This window comes from Croceicoccus sediminis, assembly GCF_007570835.1.
Taxonomy (GTDB): Bacteria; Pseudomonadota; Alphaproteobacteria; order Sphingomonadales; family Sphingomonadaceae; genus Croceicoccus; species Croceicoccus sediminis.
On the sequence record NZ_SUNC01000003.1, the window covers coordinates 73939 to 95599 of the forward strand.

19 protein-coding genes are annotated in these 21661 nt (G+C 62.5%); 12 read left to right on the forward strand and 7 right to left on the reverse strand.

The annotated features are described in order from the left end of the window. The first annotated feature begins 23 nt into the window (after window positions 1-23). The 5 genes from FAX90_RS11090 to FAX90_RS11110 all read left to right on the forward strand — a co-directional run bounded on the left by FAX90_RS11090 (window position 24) and on the right by FAX90_RS11110 (window position 6084). Complete coding sequence (locus FAX90_RS11090) at window positions 24-458, forward strand: nuclear transport factor 2 family protein (RefSeq protein ID WP_144097486.1); 435 nt, start codon at window positions 24-26, stop codon at window positions 456-458. After that, on the forward strand, window positions 455-916 hold the full coding sequence (locus FAX90_RS11095) for a YybH family protein (RefSeq protein WP_144097487.1): 462 nt from the start codon (window positions 455-457) through the stop codon (window positions 914-916). Before FAX90_RS11090 ends, FAX90_RS11095 begins: the two co-directional genes overlap by 4 nt. 13 nt (window positions 917-929) lie before the next feature. Continuing rightward, window positions 930-1862: a LysR family transcriptional regulator gene (locus tag FAX90_RS11100; protein ID WP_144097488.1), complete on the forward strand. Its 933-nt coding sequence runs from the start codon at window positions 930-932 to the stop codon at window positions 1860-1862. A 200-nt stretch (window positions 1863-2062) separates the two neighbouring features. Then, window positions 2063-4357, forward strand: a complete 2295-nt coding sequence (locus FAX90_RS11105) for a TonB-dependent receptor (RefSeq protein WP_144097489.1) — start codon at window positions 2063-2065, stop codon at window positions 4355-4357. Between the two features lie 80 nt (window positions 4358-4437). Continuing rightward, window positions 4438-6084 (forward strand): amidohydrolase, encoded by a 1647-nt coding sequence (locus FAX90_RS11110; RefSeq protein WP_144097490.1) that lies wholly within the window; start codon window positions 4438-4440, stop codon window positions 6082-6084. A 22-nt stretch (window positions 6085-6106) separates the two neighbouring features. Here FAX90_RS11110 and dmpG read toward each other — a convergent pair whose 3' ends face one another. From dmpG to FAX90_RS11125, 3 genes are read right to left on the reverse strand one after another with little or no spacing between them, the layout of a single operon-like run. Further along, window positions 6107-7132 carry a 4-hydroxy-2-oxovalerate aldolase gene (gene dmpG / locus FAX90_RS11115; RefSeq protein WP_144097491.1) on the reverse strand — a complete coding sequence of 342 codons (1026 nt, stop codon included), beginning with the start codon at window positions 7130-7132 and terminating at the stop codon, window positions 6107-6109. After that, window positions 7129-8076, reverse strand: a complete 948-nt coding sequence (locus FAX90_RS11120; RefSeq protein ID WP_144097492.1) for an acetaldehyde dehydrogenase (acetylating) — start codon at window positions 8074-8076, stop codon at window positions 7129-7131. The genes dmpG and FAX90_RS11120 overlap by 4 nt, the downstream gene beginning before the upstream one ends. After that, window positions 8073-8858 carry a 2-keto-4-pentenoate hydratase gene (locus FAX90_RS11125; RefSeq protein ID WP_144097493.1) on the reverse strand — a complete coding sequence of 262 codons (786 nt, stop codon included), beginning with the start codon at window positions 8856-8858 and terminating at the stop codon, window positions 8073-8075. Before FAX90_RS11125 ends, FAX90_RS11120 begins: the two co-directional genes overlap by 4 nt. Window positions 8859-8963: 105 nt before the next feature. Here FAX90_RS11125 and FAX90_RS11130 point away from each other — a divergent pair, with 105 nt between their 5' ends. Beyond that, on the forward strand, window positions 8964-9719 hold the full coding sequence (locus FAX90_RS11130; RefSeq protein WP_144097494.1) for an IclR family transcriptional regulator: 756 nt from the start codon (window positions 8964-8966) through the stop codon (window positions 9717-9719). Between the two features lie 27 nt (window positions 9720-9746). Here FAX90_RS11130 and FAX90_RS11135 read toward each other — a convergent pair whose 3' ends face one another. Then, complete coding sequence (locus FAX90_RS11135; protein ID WP_144097495.1) at window positions 9747-10640, reverse strand: helix-turn-helix domain-containing protein; 894 nt, start codon at window positions 10638-10640, stop codon at window positions 9747-9749. A gap of 161 nt (window positions 10641-10801) precedes the next feature. Here FAX90_RS11135 and FAX90_RS11140 point away from each other — a divergent pair, with 161 nt between their 5' ends. From FAX90_RS11140 to FAX90_RS11165, 6 genes are all read left to right on the forward strand, one after another. After that, entirely contained in the window at window positions 10802-11908 is a 1107-nt protein-coding gene (locus FAX90_RS11140) for a class II histone deacetylase (RefSeq protein WP_144097496.1), read from the forward strand. A gap of 173 nt (window positions 11909-12081) precedes the next feature. Then, complete coding sequence (locus FAX90_RS11145; RefSeq protein ID WP_170234955.1) at window positions 12082-14289, forward strand: TonB-dependent receptor; 2208 nt, start codon at window positions 12082-12084, stop codon at window positions 14287-14289. Between the two features lie 225 nt (window positions 14290-14514). Further along, window positions 14515-15666, forward strand: coding sequence for an ornithine cyclodeaminase family protein (locus FAX90_RS11150; RefSeq protein ID WP_144097498.1), 1152 nt, complete (start codon window positions 14515-14517; stop codon window positions 15664-15666). A 56-nt stretch (window positions 15667-15722) separates the two neighbouring features. Continuing rightward, complete coding sequence (locus FAX90_RS11155) at window positions 15723-16145, forward strand: Rid family hydrolase (protein WP_144097499.1); 423 nt, start codon at window positions 15723-15725, stop codon at window positions 16143-16145. Window positions 16146-16196: 51 nt separating this feature from the next. Beyond that, complete coding sequence (locus FAX90_RS11160) at window positions 16197-17489, forward strand: NAD(P)/FAD-dependent oxidoreductase (RefSeq protein ID WP_144097500.1); 1293 nt, start codon at window positions 16197-16199, stop codon at window positions 17487-17489. 161 nt (window positions 17490-17650) lie between these two features. Further along, the gene (locus FAX90_RS11165; protein ID WP_144097501.1) at window positions 17651-17971 is read left to right on the forward strand and encodes a 2Fe-2S iron-sulfur cluster-binding protein; all 321 of its coding nucleotides are present in this window, start codon (window positions 17651-17653) and stop codon (window positions 17969-17971) included. A 112-nt stretch (window positions 17972-18083) separates the two neighbouring features. Here the strand turns inward: FAX90_RS11165 and FAX90_RS11170 are convergent, their stop codons facing one another. Genes FAX90_RS11170 through FAX90_RS11180 form a run of 3 tightly spaced genes read right to left on the reverse strand, consistent with a single transcriptional unit; the run spans window position 18084 to window position 21535 of the window. Then, on the reverse strand, window positions 18084-19391 hold the full coding sequence (locus tag FAX90_RS11170) for a M20 family metallopeptidase (protein ID WP_144097502.1): 1308 nt from the start codon (window positions 19389-19391) through the stop codon (window positions 18084-18086). A gap of 49 nt (window positions 19392-19440) precedes the next feature. Further along, window positions 19441-20316, reverse strand: a complete 876-nt coding sequence (locus FAX90_RS11175) for an alpha/beta fold hydrolase (protein WP_144097503.1) — start codon at window positions 20314-20316, stop codon at window positions 19441-19443. Then, window positions 20309-21535, reverse strand: coding sequence for a Rieske 2Fe-2S domain-containing protein (locus tag FAX90_RS11180; protein ID WP_205700676.1), 1227 nt, complete (start codon window positions 21533-21535; stop codon window positions 20309-20311). Before FAX90_RS11180 ends, FAX90_RS11175 begins: the two co-directional genes overlap by 8 nt. Between the last annotated feature and the right edge of the window lie 126 nt (window positions 21536-21661).

The window sequence follows — 21661 nt, forward strand, 5'->3', positions numbered from 1 at the left end:
CATTTCATGACAGGATTTCGAACATGGCAGACGATTCAGACACTACCGCTTCAGGCCCCGCCCCTACCGACAAGGCCGCCGTCCTCGAACGCTTCTATGGCGCTTTCAATTCCGGCGACATGGACGGCGCTTTCGCCTGCCTGTCGCCCGACATCGTGTGGACTTATCACGGCCCGGCTGACCGGATCGCCTTTGCCGGGACTTTCAAGGGCCATGACGGCGTGCGCGATTTCTTCGCCCGTGCGGGCGAGACAATCGAAATCCTCGAGATGGCGCCCGAAAAGTTCGAAGTTGCCGGCAATACGGTCTATGGTAACGGTATCGAGCATAGTCGTTCGATCAAGACGGGCCGCGAATACCGTGTTCGCTGGGTGCATATCTATCAGGTGGAAAACGGACTGGTGACCGGTTTCGAGGAATTCCTGGACACGGCGGCCGTGGCTGGGGCCCTGTCGTGACCGACACGCTCTACGATCGTCTCCGCGCCAAGTGCGAACAGTTCGGCAAGGATTTCGCCGCGGGCCGCCTGTCGGAAATGACCAGCGCTTTCTATCACCCCGAAGCGGTGATGGAAGGGCGGGACATGCCGGCCGAACAGGGGCTGACCGCGATCCGCCACATCTTCGAGGAAGCCCGGGAGGTCTATTCCTCACTGACGATCGAGCTGGAAGAAATCACCCAGGTCGGCGATGTCGCGTTCGGCAATTTCACCAACCGGAACACCATTATCGGCGGCGGCATGGACATCCATCGCGGCCTGATGATCTGGACACGGACCGGCGATGACTGGCTGGTGGTGCGCGACTTCTTCTTCAGCGAGAATTCCCCGCTTTTCACGTCCATCGGCCTCCATGCCGTAGGCGGCAAGGGAGCCGGGACACCCCGCACTTCGCGGAAGAAATCGGCCAAGGCCTGACGGAGAGCGATCGATGCCCGGCGTAAGCAGAGCCTATGAGATCAACGTGCAGGATCACCGCCTGCACTATCTCTCGCTGTCTGCGCGCCACGGTTCGATGCGGGCGGCGGCCGATTACCTGAACGTCGCACCGTCGACAATCAGCCGCCAGATCAAGTTGCTCGAACGCGCGCTGTCGATCGCGCTGGTCGAACCGGGTTCGCACAAGATGGTGCTGACCGAAGCCGGCACGATGCTGTGCGATTACTACGAAAATCGCATGGCCGAACACGAAGAGCTGCTGACCGGGCTCGCCTCGCTGCGCAACGTGCGCAACCAGACGATCCGCATCGTCGCTGCCGAAGGCCTGATGGCGGCCCCGCTGCTGCCCGCCATCGCGAAGATCAGCGAGAAACATCCCGACGCCTCGATCGAACTGATGTCGGCCGAATACAACGCAGCCCACCGCCTGATCCTCAACGATACCGCGCATTTCGGCCTCTTGCTGGATTCGCCCGAAGATGCCCGGCTTCGCGTCCATGCGGCCAGCCGCCAGCCCTTTGTCGCTCTGATGCCGCGCGACCATCCGCTGGCCAGCGAAACCGCGATTACGCCCGAAATGCTGGCAGAGCACAGGCTGCTGACCCCGCTCACGTCCTCGCGCGTGTTCGAAATCGTGCAGTCGGTCTTTTCCGGGCGCGGCCTGTCGCTCAACATCGCGCTCAAGTCCTCTTCTATGCAGATCATCCTGAAGGGCGTGGAAAGCGGGCTTGGCGTTGCCGTCCTGCCATCGATCTTCGCCGCACAAGGCAACAAGGACGAAATCGTCTCGCGCGAACTGGTCTGCGATGAACTGCGCGACATCAGCCTGCTTCTGGTCAGCAGGGTTGGACGCAAGCTGGAGCCGGGTGCGCTCGACATGCGAACCGCACTGGTGCGCGCGATCCGCAAGCTGCCCGTTCTTTAGGCAAACCCTGCCGCCTTTTTCAGCAGCAGTGCCCAATCGGGCGGCAAGTGCCGAAATTCGCCGAAAAACCCCGGATTTTTGCGGCCTCGCGGTTGTTGCGCGCTCTGCAACAAAAGCGCTTCGGAGTGTCGTTGTCTCTAATTCGTAATCCAGCGACCATCATCGCGATAACAACCTACGGACCGTATCAGGGGGTTCTGATGATCAAAGCTTCACGCCTTTCACTTATGTGCGCCATCCCGGCGTGTGTCCTGGCCAGCCCGGCCATGGCGCAAGATGCCGAAACCGATACGCCGGAGCAGAGCACTTCGGGCCTCAACACCATCGTCGTCACCGCGCAAAAGCGCGAACAGAACCTGCAGAGTGTGGGTATCGCCGTGACAGCGGTGACCGCAGAGAGCATCGAAAGCCAGAACATCACCAGCAGCGCCGACCTTGCCGGACGCATCGTGGGCCTGGAAAACTACTCGCCCTATGGCCCCGGCACTTCGGCCAACGTCGTTATTCGCGGCATCGGCGTGAACGACTTCGGCGAAGGACACGAAGCGCCGGTCACGACTTACGTGGACGAGTTCTATTATGTCGCCGTTCCCGCGGTCGACTTCGCACTGTTCGATCTTGACCGGGTCGAAGTCCTGCGCGGCCCGCAGGGCACGCTGTTCGGGCGCAATTCGACCGGCGGCCTGATCCATTATGTCACGGCCAAGCCCTCCGCCTATGCCGAAGGCTTTGCCAATGCGACTTATTCCAGCTTCAACACGCTCAAGCTCGAGGCGGCGGCCAATGCGCCGATCAGCGATACCGTCTCGGTTCGCCTCTCCGGCTTTTCGATGACCAGCGACGGTTATCAAAAGCAGATCAACCCCGATCTCGAACGCGGCGGCCAGGCCGGCAGCCAGGCAGCGCGCCTGCAGATCCGTTATCAGGGCGACGATGGCTGGGACCTCAACCTCAAGGGTGAGTACGGTCGGATCGACACGGTCCACAGCTACTACGAAACCATCACCGGCTATGTCGACAACGACACCGGCCTGGTGATGCAAGACGATTCCATCACCGACATCGTCGGCTATGCCGAACGCAACGGCCCGGCCGCCGCCAAGAACACCGCATGGGCCAACCGCCCCGCGCTGCTCAAGGCGACGATCAAGTCCGCCCTGTTCCGCGCCGAAAAGGAATTCGGCGACACGACTTTCACCAGCGTCACCGGCTATCAGGACTACGAGCGCCGGATGGAAGAGGACAGCGACGGCACGCCCAACGACATCGTCTATGCCAGCTTCCCCTACCAGCTGAAGGAAGTGACGCAGGAACTGCGCCTGTTCCACGACGGCGACACGACGGACTGGACCGCGGGTGTCTACGGGCTCCACTCGGTTGCCAACAACCAGCCTTCGGCCGTGTTCAATTTCCCCATCGACCCGCCGACTGCGGACGGCATCTACGATGGCGAATTCTTCCCCTTCGCGCTGAACGCGGACTGGCGCATGCGGACCAATTCGCTGTCGGTCTTCGGCCAGCTCGAACAGGACCTGTCGGATACGCTCAAGCTGATCGCGGGCGCACGTCTTACTTATGACGACAAGACTTTCGCCGATGCCGACAACGCGGCATTCCGTACTTGCGAAAGCGGCCAGCCGGGATCGTGCTACCTGATTTCTGAAGGCGGCGACGGGACGGCCAACCCCTTCGACCTCGAATACGACCAGCTGCTCGTCTCGGGTAAGCTCGCGCTCGAATATTCGCCCAATGCCGACACGCTGTTCTATGCCAGCGTCTCTCGCGGAACCAAGGGCGGCGGGTTCAACAACGGGTTCTATCCCGACAACACCTCGCTCAGCCAGATTCCCTACAAGGACGAAACGCTCTACGCCTTTGAAATCGGCGAAAAGGCAACCTTGCTGGACAACCGCCTGCGCATCAACACCAGCATATTCTACTACGATTATTCCGACTATCAGGTGTTCAACTACTTCGGTCTCGTCGGCCTGATCTCGAACCAGGACGCGCGCGCATACGGCGTGGAAACCGAGATCGAAGCGGAACTGGCCGACGGGCTCACCGCCTATGGCTCTGCCGCCTATCTCAACACCAAGATCTACGACGTGTCGAAGGCTACCCCCTCGGGCGACATCGTTACCGCGGACCGTTCCATGGCTTTTGCGCCCAAGTGGAGCGGCAGCGGCGGGCTGACCTACAAGACGATGGCCGGATCGCTTGGTGAACTGGTGCTCGACTGGAACTTCAACGCCCGTTCGTCGCGCTATGCCGGTAACTTCAACGATCCGGGCACGAAGCTGGACAGTTATTTCAAGCACAACGCCTCGGTTGCGCTCGATTTCGATGAAGGGGTGAATGTCCGTGCGTTCGTCGACAACATCGGCAACGTGAAGAACTACACCTACCTCGGCCCCTCGTTCGCTTCGATCGGGATCATCCAGGCCCGTTACGCCATGCCCCGCACGTATGGCGTGGCAGTCGGCATCGAATGGTGATCACCCTCCCCTGATCACACGATCGCGGCCTCGCTCCCCGGTGGGGCGGGGCCGCTTTCTTTCTGCCAGAGGTAATTTCGATGAAGACCGGGTCCTTCCGCCGCGCACTAAGTGCCGCAGCCGCCGTCCTTGCGTTTGCCGCGTCACCCGCATGGGCTCAGGACCCGGCGGACGCGGTCTATCGCGATGCGAAGATCTATACGGTCGATCCCGAAACCACCTGGGCCGAGGCGGTTGCGATCCGCGACGGACGTTTCGTCTATGTCGGTGACGACAAGGGCGTCGACGTCTTCATCGGTCCCGAAACGGAAGTGACCGACCTCGACGGGCGAATGGTCATGCCCGGTATCCACGACGCGCATCAGCACATGGTGCTGGCACAGGCGCGCAACATCTATTGCCAGATCTCGCCCGAGGCGGACATCGACGCGCTGATCGCGGGTCTTCGCGCATGTCCCGAAGAAAAGCGGCCCGACGGCTGGATCATCGCCGACGTCTATCGCGGCGACAATTTCCCCGGCGGCAAGGCGGACCGCAAGTTCCTGGACGAGGCGTTTCCCGACACCCCCGTCTATATCCGCGAATGGTCGTATCACCACGCACTGGTGAACACCAAGGCGCTGGAGATCGCCGGGATCGACCGCGACACGCCCGATCCCGACGGCGGCACGATCCTGCACCGCGAGGATGGCGAGCCGAGCGGCGAACTGCTGGCGGGCGCGACGTTCCTTGCCGCCCGGCACTTGCCGCCGCTTTCGGACGAGGCGATCCGCAAGGCCCTGCTCGATACCGCCGCGCTTTGTGCGCAATACGGCATCACCTCGGTCCAGGATGCCGGGGTGACGGACGCGGTGGCGCGGCAATTGCACGAACTCGACGTGTCAGGACAATGGAACTTGCGCACACTGGCGCACGTGTTCTGGGGCAATCCCGCCGTCTCCATGATGTCGATAGACCAGAGCGAAGAGGTACTGGCCCATCGTGCCGAACTGCGCTCGCCGCGGGTCTCCCTCGACGCGGTAAAGCTTCTGATCGACGGATCGCCGCTACAACCGCATCATACCGACGTGCAGCTCGACGGGCACGGGCACTACGACCGCGCCAAGCTCTACACCACGCCCGAAACCATCGCCGCCGCGCTGACCCGTTTCGAGGAAGAGAACCTGCGGGTGAAGATGCACGCCGTCGGCACCGGCGCAAACCGCGTCGCGGTCAATGCCATCGAGGCAATGCGCAAGGTCAACCGCCAGCCGCATATCAAGCCGGAAATCGCGCACAGCCTCTATTTCTCGGAAGAGGACATGGACCGGCTCGCCCCGCTGGGCATCGTTACGGAAATGTCGCCCGCGATCTGGCAGATCAAGGGCCCGCTGACCGAAAGCCTGAAGGGCGCCTGGCCGTTCCGCAGCCTGCTGTCGCGCGGCGTCACCATGACCATCGGCAGCGACTGGGTCGTCCTGCCCTCGCCCAACCTGTTCCCCGCCATCGGCGGCATGCTGGACCATGGCGACGAATCCATCACGATTGCCGATGCCATCCGCATCGCCACGCGCAACGGCGCCGAAGTCGCCGGCTGGGCCGACGTCACCGGCTCGATCGAAGTGGGCAAGATGGCCGACATGATCGTGCTGGACCGCAACCTGTTCGACGCCGCGGCAGCAGAAATCGGCGAAACCCGGGTTCTTCGCACCGTGTTCGAAGGACGCACCATCTACACGGCCGAATAACCCGGAAGTTTACGCGGCGGCCTCAGCCCTGAGCGGTCAGGTCGAGCGCGATGTCCACGATCATGTCCTCTTGCCCGCCCACCATCTTGCGGCGGCCGACTTCGGCAAGGATCGAACGGGTGTCGAGACCATAGTCCTGCGACGCCTTTTCCGCGTGGCGCAGAAAACTGGAATAGACCCCGGCATAGCCCAGCGTCAGCGTTTCGCGGTCCACCCGCACCGGGCGATCCTGCAAGGGGCGCACCAGATCCTCTGCAGCGTCCATCAAGGCATAGAGGTCGCAGCCATGGTTCCAGCCATTGCGATCCGCTGCGGCGATGAACACTTCCAGCGGCGCATTGCCCGCACCCGCACCCATGCCGGCAAGGCTGGCATCGACGCGGACGGCCCCGTTCTGCACGGCCACCATCGAATTCGCGACACCCAGCGACAGGTTGTGATGCGCGTGCACTCCGCGCTGCGTTTCGGGCTTCAGCACCCGGTCATAGGCCTGCAGGCGCGCGGCATATTCGTCCATGTTCATGGCGCCGCCGCTGTCGGTCACGTAGACGCAGTGCGCGCCGTAGCTTTCCATCAACAGCGCCTGACCGGCCAGCGATTCCGGGTCGGTCATGTGGCTCATCATCAGGAAGCCGGATACATCCATCCCAAGACTGCGGGCCGCCTCGATATGCTGCTTCGAGACATCGGCCTCGGTGCAGTGGGTCGCGATGCGGACCGATCGCACGCCCATTTCGTAGGCGTGCTTCAGATCGTGCACCGTGCCGATACCGGGCAGCAGCAGCGTGGTCAGGACCGAGTGTTCCAGCACGTCGGCCACCGCGCCGATCCAGTCCCAGTCGGTATGCGCGCCAAAGCCGTAGTTGAAGCTGGAACCCTGCAGGCCGTCGCCGTGCGCCACTTCAATGGCGTCGACTTTCGCGGTGTCGAGCGCCTTGGCGATCGTCTTAACGTGGTCGAGGCCATACTGGTGACGGATGGCGTGCATGCCATCACGCAGGGTCACGTCCTGGATGTAGAGCTTGGTCTGGGCGGGGTCAAAGGTCATGCTGCGGCTCCTTCATGCATGCTCGCTGCGATCTTCTCGGCGGTCTTGAGCGCGGCGGACGTCATGATGTCGAGATTGCCGGCATAGGCAGGCAGGTAATGCGCCGCACCCTCGACCTCGAGGAACACGCTGACTTTCAGGCCGGTATATTCGCCGTCCATTTCCGGAATGCGAAGCGGGCGGTTGGAACCGATACGTTCGAACTGCACGGCCTGCTTCAGGCGGTAACCGGGCACATAGCTCTGCACTTCGGCGACCATGTCCTCGATGCTTTGCCGGATCGCGTCCTGATCGGCATCCTCGCACAGGCAATAGACCGTATCGCGCATGATGAGCGGCGGTTCTGCGGGGTTCAGCACGATGATCGCCTTGCCGCGCGTTGCGCCGCCGACGTCCATGATCGCCTGGCTTGTCGTTTCGGTAAACTCGTCGATATTGGCGCGCGTGCCGGGCCCTGCGCTTTTCGAGGCGATGGAGGCGACGATCTCGCCATAGTGGACCTTCGCCACGCGGTTGACGGCAGCGACGATCGGGATCGTCGCCTGCCCGCCGCAAGTAACCATGTTGACATTCGGCGCGCCCAGCGCGTCCGCACCGTTCACCGGCGGAATGACATAGGGGCCGATCGCGGCAGGCGTCAGGTCGACCATGCGCTTGCCCGCGCCCAGCACCACTTCGCTGTGGCGCTTGTGCGCGCCTGCGCTGGTGGCGTCGAACACGATCTCGACATCGTCCCATTCGGGCATGGCGACCAGTCCGTCGATGCCTTCATGGGTAGTGGCCGCGCCCATGCGTTCTGCGCGGGCAAGGCCGTCGGATTCGGGATCGATCCCCACCATGACGCCCATTTCCAGCACGTCGGACAGGCGCTTGATCTTGATCATCAGGTCGGTACCGATATTGCCCGAACCGATGATGGCGACTTTCGTCTTCTTGCCGCTCATTGCGCGTCTCCATAGGTAAATCCGCAAGCGCCGATGCCGCCGACATTGGCCTGAACCCGGTCGCCGGGGTTCAGCGCGACCATCGGGCCAAGCGCCCCGGCCAGCAGGATATCGCCCGCCTTCAGCGGTTCGCCGCGGTCGGCAAGCGTCCGGGCAAGCCATGCCGCGGCGTTGAGCGGGTTGCCGAGCGCGGCCTTGCCGATACCGGTGGAGACGACTTCGCCATTGACGGTCATGTCCATCGGCGCACCTTCGAGGTCGAGCCCGTCGAGCGGCAGGCCAGCGCCGGCCAGCACGAAAAAGGCGGAAGAGCCGTTGTCCGCCACGGTGTCGGCAAACGTGATCTTCCAGTCGGCAATGCGGCTGTCCACGATCTCTATCGCGGCATGCACGCTGGCGACGGCGGCGGCCACGTCGTCCGCGCTCGTATCGGCAGAGGGCAGGTCCGCGCCCAGGATGAAGGCGATTTCGGCCTCGGCCTTGGGTTGCAGGCACTTGGCAGGATCGAGATTGCCGCCATCGGCAATGCGCATATCCTCGAACAGGACGCCGAAATCGGGCTGGTCCACGCCCAGCTGCTTCTGAACGGCTTCGGCGGTAAGCCCCGCCTTGCGGCCGACGATGCGGCGGCCCTGTGCTTCCCAGAAACGGGTGTTCACTTCCTGCACGGCATAGGCACCGGCGGCGTCGGTCGGATCAAGCCAGTCGCGCAGCGGGGCTACGGCGGCGCCGCTATAGGCCTCACGCAGCAGGCGCGCGGGTTCGTCATAATTGGTGGTCATGCATCGCTCCTCTTGAGCCTGCGAGCTACTCCGTCCTTTCGCGGCGCGCCAATCGGGTTCAGCCATATCTCTTGCATAGTGAGAGTTGCTGGGTGAGAAGGCGGCATGGCGACCAAGCAATCCTCCACCCTGGCCAAAGGACTGCGGCTCTTGCAGGCGATCGTCGTCGACGGCGGACGATCGACCCTGAGCGAGGTGGCGAAAGAACAGGGCATTCCCCTGCCCACGGCGCATCGGCTGGCCCTGACGCTGGAGGGCGAAGGCTATATCGAGCGGCACGGCAAGGGGTGCTATCTGCCGGGTCTGGAACTTTCGCGCATCATGCCGCTGATCCCCCGGCCAGAGGATCGCATCGCCGTGCGGCTTCGTCGCCCGATGAAGAACCTGGCCGCGAAACACCGCGTCCTGATGCACTTCGGCGTGCTCGACGATGCCATGGTGACTTATCTCGTGAAAGAGAACGGCGGCGAACACGAACTGTTCACCGAAGAACGCAGGCAGTTGGAGGCTTATTGTTCGGGCATCGGGAAAGTCCTGCTGTCAGCACTGCCGAAGAAGGAGCTAGAGGCCTATCTTGCGGGCGGGCCGTTCGTCGCCCTGACCGATCATACGCTGACCGAACCGGACCAGATCGAAAAGGAACTGGCCGAGGTACGAGCCCAGGGCGTCGCGTTCGACCGCTTCGAAATCCGCGACGACATCTTCTGCATGGCGGTGCCCGTCGCCGATCCTGCGGGCCGGACGATCGGCGGATTGTCCGCAAGCTTTATCGGCGGAGTGCCCGGCGCTGAAAAGCTGGCCAGCTTGCGCCGCGAGATGACGACGCTCGTCTCGCAGGCCATCGGCAAGGAATTCCCATAGGATCAGGCGCGGCTGGACCGGCCCGGTTCAAAGCGCTTTCTGTCGCCACTCCTTGGGTGACAGGCCGAACTGGCTCTTGAAAACGCGCGAAAAATGGGCCGCGTCGCTGAAACCGCAGATATAGGCAATCGTGCTGATCGACTGGCGGCTGGATTCGGGGCTGCTAAGAAGGTCGCGCGCCTTTTCGGCCTTCAGCGCCAGCAGGAAACGAACGGGCGTCGTGCCCATGCGTTCGAAGTGGCGATAGAGGTTGCGCCGCGACAATCCGAAATGCTGCGCGATTTCCTCCGGCAGGATTTCGCGCTTCCCGACCTGTTTGCGCGCCCACTTGGTAATGCGCTCATGCAGCTCTATCGCGCGCCACGTATCGTGATCGGGCAGGCAGTGGGACAGCATGTGCGCCAGCACGTCCTGCAGCTCTGCGGCATAGCGCCCCGTCATCTTCTGGTCTTCGTGCGCGATGCTGGAAACGAAACCGTTCATCTGGTTGACGAGCCCGGTGTTGGCACCAAGACAACGGCCCGCAGCCGAAGCGACCGGCACCCGCCAGCCGATCAGGTGTTGCCGCCGCATTTCGATCGTATAGTTCGAGCTGGGCTCAAAAACCTCTACCTGGCATTCGGCCTTTGAATCGATCACCAGTGCATCGCCCGGCCGAAGCACGGCACTGCGGCCATATTGCCCGAAACCGATCCGCCCCTTGCGACAAAGGACGAGATGAACACGGTCCTGAAACTCGTCCGGCAGGGGCGAGCGGTGCGCTTTAAGGCCGACGGATTCGATTTCGGCGATCTCGAACTGATAATGGCTTTTGCATACAATCGTGCCAAAATTGCCACTCGCGCGTCCATTGGGCTCGAGCGAATAGCTCGCGTAAAGCGAGTTGAGGTCCTTCTCGAAGGCGTCAAGCGTCCGTTTCATATGGCGAAATTACCTTAACCCGGGAATCCCCATCGCATCGCATCGGCCCGTGGGATGCCACGGCGAGCCCGCTCAGACAGACAAAACTTTGGCAGGGGCATGCATGACACGCTCGCCACCTGCTTGGCAAGATGTGCGCCAATCAAGGGATCTGAGGACATATGGCGCACAAAACCTTCCTGTATTCGACCGAATGCACTTTCTGGCATGCAACCGGGCTGGAATCCCTGTTCGTGCCCGCAGGTGGCTGGGTCGAACCCCCGGCGGGGACATACGGCGCCGACACCCCGGCTTCGAAGCGCCGCCTGCTCAACCTTGTGCAGATGAGCGGCCTGTCGAATGACGTGCCCATCGTAGGAGCCACCCCCGCGACGCGTGAAGACATGCTGCGCATTCACACGCCCGGTTACATCGATCGTTTCAAGGCCGTCAGCGACAGCGGCGGCGGCGATGTCGGCGATCATGCCCCTTTCATCGTCGGCGGTTTCGAAATCGCCGCGGCCTCGGCGGGCCTCGCCATCGAGGCGGTGTCGGATGTCGTGTCGGGCAAGGCGAAGAACGCCTACGCGCTATGCCGCCCGGCCGGTCACCATTGCCTGCCCGATCAGTCGATGGGCTTTTGCCTGCTGGCCAACATTCCCATCGCCATTGCGGCGGCCCGTGCAAAGCATGACTTGCCGCGCGTGGCGATCATCGACTGGGACGTTCATCACGGCAACGGCGCGCAGGACATCTATTACGAACGCGACGACGTGCTGACCATTTCTCTGCATCAGGAAAACTGCTTCCCGCCGGGTTACACCGGCGAAGATGATCGCGGTGCCGGCGCCGGCGCGGGATACAATATCAACATCCCGCTGCCCCCCGGAAGCGGCCACGACACCTACCTTGCGGCGTTCGACAAGATCATCCTGCCCGCGCTCGCCAAGTACCAGCCCGACCTGATCGTGGTCGCCAGCGGCCTCGATGCCAGTGCCGTCGATCCGCTGGCCCGCATGATGCTGCATTCGGGCACTTACTCCGCGATGACAAAACGCCTGAAATCGGCCGCTGCACAGCTTTGCGACGATCGCTTGGTCATCGTCCACGAGGGCGGATACTCCGAGGCGTACGTGCCGTTCTGCGGCCATGCGATCATCGCCGAACTCGCCGGCGTGACCAGCCCGGTAGAGGACCCGTTCCTCGACATTCTTCTGCTTCAGCAGCCGACGAAGAAGACACAGGAATTTCAGCTCCAGGCCGTTGACGACCTGGCTAAAATTCAATGATTTCAGATAAATACAGAAAAATCAATGAATATACTTTGAGGACAACACATTCAGAAAATTGAATGTGAAACGGTATATTTATCACTTAGGGGAAGATCATGACTATCAATGGTGGCAGTGGCTTATCACAGACTTTGAAGGCGACCCTTCTGGGGACTTCTTCTATTATTCTCATGAGTTCGACGTCTGCTCTGGCCCAGGAGGCAGAAGCGGACGCAGGTTCCTATTCCGACCCGATCATCGTCACGGCGCAAAAGCGGTCGCAGTCGATCCAGGATGTCGGGATGTCGATCACCGCGATCTCGTCCGATGACCTTACCGCGCGCGGCGTCACCGATGTCGAGCAGCTGACCCAGGTCGTCCCCGGCTTCAACTTCAACACGACCAGCTACGGCACGCCGGTCTACACCATTCGCGGCGTCGGCTTTCAGGAAAACAGCCTTGGCGCCAGCCCGACCGTCAGCGTCTATGTTGATGAAGTCGGACTTCCTTTCTCCATCGAAACGCTCGGCTCGACGCTCGACCTCGAACGGGTCGAAGTGCTGAAGGGCCCGCAGGGAACGCTTTACGGTCAGAACGCGACCGGCGGCGCGATCAACTACATCGCCGCCAAGCCGACCGATTACTTCACCTTCGGCGGCGACGTCCGGTACGGCCGGTTCAACGCGATCGATCTGAACGGTTTTGTCAGCGGCCCGCTGTCCGATACCCTCAGGGCGCGCGCCGCCGTTCGCCTCAGCCGTTCCGGCCCGTGGCAGAAGAGCTATTCGCGCGATGACAAGATCGGCGAGACGGACCAGCTCGTCGGTCGCCTGCTGGTCGATTGGGAGCCCGATCCCAGCCTCAAGATCTCGCTCAACGTCAACGGCTGGCGCGATCGTTCCGATACGCAGGTTCCGCAGCATGTCGGCAAGTTCATCGGCGGCCTGCCCGACTTCCAGTTCGAGCCTTTCTACGACTTCCCCTTCGCGCCCGAGAACGCTCGCGCCGCCGATTGGGACCCGGGCCTTTCCTTTGCCCAGGACAGCAAGCTGTACCAGATCACGGGCCGCGCCGATTACGAAATCAGCGACAGCCTGACGGTCACGTCGATCTCGTCGTATCACAAGTACGATCGTTATATGCCGGTCGACCAGGACGGCACGCCGTTCGAGAATTTCCGCAACTATCTGGGCGGCGACGTCGAATCCTTCTTCCAGGAACTGCGGCTTAGCGGAACCATCGGTTCCAGCGGCAACTGGATTGTCGGCGCGAACTACCAGAACGACGACGTGTTCGACACGAGCACGCTGTACAACGGTGAATCGACCCAGAGCTTCCTGGGCGGCACGTCGCAGAACGACGGGCGTCAGAAGATCAAGACCAAGGCGGTCTACGGCAACTTCGACCTCGACATCACCGACTCGCTCAACATCCAGGCCGGCGCCCGTTACACCGATGACGAACGCACGTTCCGCAGCTGTACCCGCGACATCGGCGACGGCAAGGCCGCCAATTCGGGCATCTTCCCCGGCACGGTGCCCGGCGGTTGCCTCACTTTCCTCGAAGCAGGTGTCTTCGGCGAAGTGTTCAAGGAACTGAAAGAGGACAACGTGTCTTGGCGCGTCGGCCTCAACTACAAGCTCGCGCCGCAGCAGCTGCTCTATGCGAACGTCAGCCGCGGCTACAAGTCGGGCAGCTTCCCCTTGCTGGGCCTTGCCTTCGAACCGCAGGCAACCCCGGTTACGCAGGAAAGCGTCCTGGCCTACGAAGTCGGCGCAAAGCTGCGTTTCAGCCGCGCGTTCAGCTTCAACGTCGCCGGTTTCTACTACGATTATACCGACAAGCAGACGCGCGGTAACGATGTCTTCCCGATCTTCGGCAACCTCGAACTGCTGGTAAACATTCCCAAGTCGCGCGTCCTGGGCTTCGAAGCCGAGGCGACGCTGGAACCGTTCGAGGGGCTGACCATCGCGCCGTCGATCACGATGATCTCGTCGAAGATCCGCGGCGATTTCTTCGATCGGACCAGCAACGGCATCGCGGGCAATTTCGGTGGGGAGCCCTTCCCCTACACGCCGAAGTGGTCGGGTAACACCACCATCGATTACCGCACGCCGATCAGCGACGATCTGACGGGCTTCGTCGGCGGCAACGTCAACTACCGCTCCAGCGCGAACGGCAGCTTCGGCGAACTCGACGTGTTCCGCATCGCACCGCGGGCGATCGTGGATCTGCGCGCCGGGATCGAAGGCGACAATGGCCAGTGGCGCGCATCCATCTGGGGCGAGAATGTCTTCAACAAGTACTACTTCGTCACGAAGACCAGGATCTCGGACGCATTCGTCAACTGGACGGGTCGCCCTGTGACCTACGGGGTCTCGTTCAGCTACAAGTACTGATGAAAATGCCGGGTGCTCATGGAATTCATCCCGTGGGCACCCGGACGTCACCGGTCATCGGGTCGATCCCATTCTCCCCATGACCGGGTGACCTTCCGGCACCCGGAACCCCAACAGCGAAATTCAGGCGCGCGATCCGCCCGGCGGCAGACGTGCGTCACCCGTACCCATCAGACCCGTCGCCCGCGCGCGACCCATTATGCAGGGCAAGACCCGGAGAGACACATGACCGACAGCGCTGCCGCTTCGACCAAGATCGACTTCATCTACCTTTCCGAACCCGACATGATCCGTGCAGGCGTGACCGACATGGCCGCATGCGTCGACACGATGGAGGAGATGTTCGTCCTGCTTCATCACGGCGACTACCGGATGGGCGGCGGCAGCAACAGTTCGCACGGCACGATCATCTTCTTCCCCGAAGACTCGCCGTTTCCCGACATGCCCAAGCCGACGCCCGACCGCCGGTACATGGCCATGCCGGCTTATCTTGGCGGCCGGTTTCGGACTGCGGGAATGAAATGGTACGGATCGAACATCGCAAACCGCGAACTCGGTTTGCCGCGCTCGATCCTGACTTTCATCCTGAACGATGTCGATACCGGTGCCCCGCTGGCATTCATGTCGGCAAATCTGCTTTCGGCCTATCGCACGGGCGCGGTTCCGGGCGTCGGCGCCCGTCACCTGGCGCGCAAGGATTCGAAGGTCGTGGGCATCCTGGGCCCCGGCGTTATGGCCCGGACCTCCCTGTCTGCCTTTATGGCGGTTTGCCCCCAGATCGATACGGTCAAGATCAAGGGTCGGGGCCGGAAGAACGTCGACCTGTTCATCGAATGGGTGCGTTCAACTTACCCGCAGATCACCAACATCGAAGCGGTCGATACGGTCGAGGCAGTGGTCCGGGGCAGCGATATCGTCACCTTCTGCAATTCGGGCGCGACCGGCGATCCCAGCCAGTATCCGATGATCGAGCGTGAATGGGTCGATCCCGGCACGTTCCTTTCCATGCCGGCGGTAACCAGCGTCGATAAAGGCATGCAGGGTGACGACGTTCGCAAGGTGCTGGACTACACCCCGCTTTACGAGGCGTGGATGGAGGAAATGCCCGGTCCGGTGCACAACCTCGTGCCGCTGGTCGGCATTCAGTACATGGACCTCATCGCCGAAGGCGCGATGCACATGGACCAGCTGGAGGATCTGTCCGCGATGACCGCCGGTGCAGCCCCCGGCCGCCAGAGCGACGACGAGATAATCATCCTGTCCGTCGGCGGCATGCCGGTCGAGGACGTCGCCTGGGGAACGATGGTTTATCGCAACGCCATCAAGAACGGCATCGGCGTGAAGCTCAACCTTTGGGACGAACCCGCACTGCGCTGACCCGCAAGGCCGGTCATCACCCTTCCCGCCCGTCCCTGCATGATTGGACAAACGCCATGCCATCCGTCGTCAAAGTCAAAACCGGATCGAAGTTCGAAGATATCGGCAGCTATTCAAGGCTGGTCGCGGTCAACGACCTGATTTTCGTATCGCTGACCGCAGGCCGAAATCCGGCAACGAAGCTGATTCCCGCCGACCTGGCCGAGCAAACCCACCAGGTGCTCGACAATATCGAGACCGCTCTTGCCGCGGTCGACGCCACATTGGCTGACGTGGTGGCATCGCGGGTCTTCGTGCAGTTTGCCGAGGATATCGATCCCGTCATGGCCGCCTATGCCGTTCGCATGCGCGGCATCGATCCGGCGCTGACCCTGACCAGCCCCACGCTGGGCTCGCCCGAATACAAGGTGGAGATCGAGGTCACGGCATGGCGCGGTGCTTCGTCAGGGTCGATCACGAAGACCGTCGCCCCCGCCTGAACCGGAATTATCCGCCCACGATCCGGTCGGGCGATCGAAAGGACAAACGCCGTGGCCATCGCCATCTCGCCGGTAAAGACTTCTGCCCGGATGCCGCGCCGGACGGGCGTGGCCATCATCGGGGGCGGCATCGTGGGGCTTTCCGCGGCGCTGACCCTTGCCGAGCGCGGGATCGCCGTTACCGTTCTGGAAAAGGGCCGGATCGCGGGCGAGCAATCTTCGCGCAACCTGGGCTGGGTCCGCAAGACGATACGCCACGCCGTCGACCTGCCGCTCGCCATCGCGGCAGAACAGCTTTGGCACGGCATGCCCGAAAGGGTCGGCAGCGATGTCGGCTATACCGCGTCGGGCATCATGTATGTCGCACGCACCAGGGCGGAGATGGACTCATACGAAGAATGGTTTTCTTCGGTGTCCGATTTCGGTTTCGACACGCGGCTCCTGACGCCCGAAGAGATCGACCGACTGGCCCCCGGTGGCAACGGATCCTGGATTGGGGGCATCTACACGCCTTCCGATGGCCGCGCCGAGCCGACGCTTGCGCCGAGCGCGATTGCCCGTGCCGCCATGGCCAAAGGGGCAGTGATCGTCGAAAATTGTGCCGCGCGCAGCCTCGTCAAATCGGGCGGCCGGGTCAGCGGCGTGATGACCGAAGCCGGCGAACTGCAATGCGACCAGGTCATCCTGGCCGGCGGGGTCATGACCCGGCGTTTCCTCGGTAACGCAGGGCTTTCCTTTCCGACTTTGCCCGTCGTTGCATCGGTTATCCGCACCGCGCCGATGGACGGCCCGACCGACATTGCCGTGGGCGGCCCCGACTTCTCGTTCCGCAAGGGCGTGACCGGAGGCTACACGATCATCCAGCGGGCGGCGCTTTCCGTCCCTCTCATCGCGGATAGCATGCTGGTCGGGCACCGCTATCTTCCGCTTTTGAAATCGCAGTGGAAGAACATCCGCATTTCCCTGTCGCGCGAGGCGCTTGACGACATGCCGCTGGCCCGGCGCTGGCAGGCCGGTGACCAAACGCCGTTCGAACGCCGCCGCACCATCGATCCGCGCGTCGACCGCGGCCTGATTGCCGAGGCGCTTCGCAATGCCAGCCGCGCATGGCCGGTATTCGAAACCGCCCGCATAGAGCGGACCTGGGCCGGAATGATCGATGTCACGCCGGATTCACTTCCGGTGATCTGTAACGTGGAGCAGGCTCCGGGATTGACCCTTGCGTCCGGATTTTCCGGGCATGGCTTCGGCACGGGCCCCGCCGCCGGACAACTGGCCGCCGATCTGGCCACCGGATCGACGCCTCTCGTCGATCCCGCCCCCTACCGGTTCGACCGCTTCTGACGCGCAACGCGCAAAAGCGCTGCTGCTCCATCGTGAAATCCCACGCTTCCAACCGGATCGCAGGCTAGTCTTGATTCTTTGGTATTATTGTATACAGTATACTTTATCATCAACATGCAGGCCTTCGATCAGGCCCCCTGCCCAACATCACGGGACCAGACATGAGCAATATCACTTTCATCGAACATGACGGCACGGCCACCACGGTCGCTATCGAGGCAGGCCTGAGCCTGATGGAAGGCGCCGTTCGCGGCGGCATTGCCGGTATCGAGGCTGAATGCGGCGGCGCATGCGTTTGCGCGACCTGCCACGTATATGTCCCGGCCGAATGGCAGGGGCTGACTGGCGAAGCCTCTGAAATGGAGGCCGCGATGCTGGAATCCGCAGACGATCCGCGCCCCAACAGCCGCCTGGCGTGCCAGATCACCGTGTCCGACGCTTTCGACGGCATGACGGTGCACGTTCCCGAAGCGCAAGGCTGAGGTACGGACCGGCCCGCAACGGCGCCGGTCGCGATAGACGGGGCGGCGCAATGCCGCCCCATGCCTCACGTTTTCGTAAGTCTCGCGTGCGCTTTTCGGCACCCCTGCCGCGTCAATCGCAGCAGGTCGCCACCGCGACAAGGATCAGGTGGCGCGTCAGTCGGACCATGTCCGCGATCGACACCATATTCATGCCCTGCTGAAAATCGATACCCTCGCGCTTCAGCTTGGGCAGGCCGATCCGCGCCGTGGGCACCCCGTGGCCGCGCAGGATGTTCGCATCGGTGGCACCGGACATCCCGTACATCGGAACATGCTCGCGGCCCTCCAGAAACTCCCACGCCTCGATACAACGCTGGATGATGGGCTCTTCCGGATCGGTCGTCGTGCCGGGGATGGTGACGATCCGTTTCCACCGGGTCGTCACGCCGTGGCGTGCGCCGATCTCCGTCAGGATGGCATCGACCGCGGCATCGGCCTCGGCGGCGCTTGTCCGGGGGCTTAGCCGCAGGTCGAAACGCAGACGGCAGACAGCCGGCGTGAAGGCGGGCATACGCTCCCATCCGCCCTCTATGAAGGATACCACGCCCTGCGGCGCGACCAGGCCAGAGCGATGCTGCTCCGCCCACTGGGGAAACCACTCTTCGAGGTCGAGCACGACTTTCGCCGCATTAGCGATGGCGTTCGAGAAGGGAGAGATGAGGTGACGACTGCCGACGTAGGTGTGGCCGCCCTCGATCTCCACTTCGTACCAGGCAAGGCCGACCTCTTCCCACGACACCGCCCAGCCCGATTTCGCGATGATCGCGCAATCGGGCCGCGGGCCAAGCTTCATCATGTGATCGCAGCCCACGCCATGGCCGCTGTCGGCGCGCGCGCCGGACCGGGCGTTGGTCGGCATGCCGCCCGCGCCAAGGCCGAGCATCAGGTCGCCGGCAAGCGGCACTCCGGCCCGGCGGATCGCCTCGACAGCGACCATCGCACAGGCTCCATGCCCCTTCGGGTTCTGCGCACCAAGGCCCGAAACGACGTCTCCGTCGATATGCGCCTTGGCCCGCATTTCCGGATATAGCTCCGCCCCTGCCCAGGGCAGATCCTCTTCCTCGCTGTTCGACGTGACGGTATCGGTCGGCGCATAGAGCATGAGCGAGGGTCGGCCGCCGCTGCCGTGCATAACGGCAAAGGCGTTGGCCTGCCTCTCGTCCAGATACTGCGTCTGGCCGTCGATCCCGGCATTGCGAAGACGCGCCGCCACGGCCTCGGCCAGGGGCGCTTCGTCGCCGGTTGGCGATGGGATGTCGACGAGGAACGCCGCCGCCTCGGCCAGCGCGTCCGGGGTCGCCAGCGCGATGGCCTTTTCGTAATGCCCGCGCTGGATTTCGGTCAGCATCAGCGGTTCTTGTCCGGCGATCCGATCCATGTCCCGGTCGTCCTGGTCAGAAGATGGACGAGGAAACGCTTTATCGCTTTCATGATGTCGGCTCCGGCTGGTCGATGAAGGCCTTGACGGTCAGGTAGTAATGATCCGGTCGCTCTTCCTGAAGGTGATGCGAGGCTGCATCGAGGATGTGGAGCTGCCCGCGCTGAACCATCCGGGTAAGCATCATCGGATAGTCCGGCGTCAGAAAGGCATCCTGCAGCCCCCACATGAACAACGTCGGCGCGGCAACCTTCGGCAGTTCGGCCGTCAGGTCCTGCCATTCCCCGCGCGGCCCGTCGGTGCGCGCGGCCAGCGCCATCTCGTCCTTGTCGAGGCTCTGTTCATAGCGCATCCGGACCGTCGCTTCGGGGATCAGCGACTTGTCGTGCCATTCGAGGCGGCCGATAAGCTGGCGCATCTTGTCGAGCGTCGGCCCTTCCCCGCCATAATAGACATCGCGCGCCGCACGCCCGCGGAAACCGTTTTCAGGCAAGGGCGCAAGCGGGCCATAGAAGACCGGCATAGAACCCGTGATAGTAAGCGACCGCACGCGTTCGGGGTAATTCGCCGCAAGGCACAGCGCGATCGTGCCGCCCCAGCTGTTGCAGATAAAATCGGCTCTATCGATGCCGAGGACATCCATCAGGCCGACCATCGTGCGGGCGTGAAGATCCCACATCGGCCCTTCGATGACCTTCTTGTCAGAGCGGCCATATTGCAGCAGATCGGGCATGATGCAGCGATGGTCGCGCGCGAACATGCGCGATACGACGGCGAAGTCGGACCACGCGGTACAACCCGGCCCGCCGCCGTGCAGGAAGAACAGGGGCGACCCGTTCTCGCCAAGTTCGATAAGGTGAAATTCGCGGTCGCCGACGGCTACCATACGTCCTTCGGGCGCCGGGCCCGGATCAAGATCAGTCATTGACCGTGCTTTCCTGTTCAGAAGTCTTGTCGGTTGCCGGCGCCTGCGCACAGTCGTCCATTTTCCGGGCCGCATCATCGCTGATCGGATGCGATCCGTTGAACAGCTTGCGCCATTCGATCAGCGAAATGTCCGGGCGGTACAACCGTTCGGGCGGTGCGTCGGTTTCGGCAACCATCCAGTGGTCCTGTCCCGAGAACTGGCCATGGAAAAGCCAGCGGATCCGCGACAGGTAATGGAAGTAGAAGGCCAGCTTCTTGAGGCCGGTCTTGAACTGGACCATGACGCCCACGTAACGCGTGTTTTCCGCGTCGATCGGCACGTAGAATTCGTAGTGAATGAACTGCGGATAGGCGATGCGCAGCACGCCCGGAAGCGACAGGGAGGCAAAGCCGGGGAAGTTCTGGCTTTCGATATAGGGGTCGTTCCGCCCCGAACCGCCGGTGTTGCCAAGGAACTTGCCCTGCTGCTGCTTCGGCTTGATCTTCCACCAACGGTCGTTGGTCCATTTGCCGACGCCGGGAAATTCAGCCTCCCAATAACGCTCGTCCTCGACACGGTAGAGCCAGCGGCCCTCCTTCTCGATGTGGATCTTGTTCCACGTCGGCATCATCTTGAACGTGCGCCAGATCGCAGTGCGGTGCAGATACTTGGCGTGGCCTTCGTCAAAGCCGTTCTCGGCATAGAAGCGCCAGTTGCCGGTCCGCTCCTCGATGCGCCCGCCAACAGCGAATTCCGGCGGATCGACCAGTTCGGCGGGCAATTGCTCGTCGAGGGGATAGGCCTCTCCGTTACCGACAAAGACCCAGACCAGGCCGATCCGCTCTTCACAAGCGAAGGTCTGGACGGCGACGGCGCCGCACATCCGGCTGTCGGGACCGTCAGTGATGACCGCCACGAGTTCGCCGTCTTCCAGGTTGTAGGTCCACCCGTGATAGGGGCAGCTGATGGTGTTCGGGAATTCCTGAATACCCTGCGACAACTTGACGCCGCGGTGCGGGCAGCGGTCGCGCAGCGCGCGGACATGGCCGTTCTCGTCTCGCATCAGCATGATGTTGATCGCGCAGACCCGGATCGACACGGGCTCCTTGCCGATCTCGGCCGCCCAGGCGACCGGATACCAGTAATCCAGCAAGCCCGACTTGGCCGATTCGTAATTGGGCCAGGCGTCCCAATTGCGGCCCTGATCATATTTCCGCGCCCGAATCTTATCGGTCATGTCGGTCATAACGCTGCCTCAGCTCCCGTTCCTCGTGTGCATTTTTTGTATACAGTGCACATTAAGCTGTCAAGCGCACGACGATGCGGCCGGCGAAGTCGCCAGCTGTGAAGCGGACAATGATGG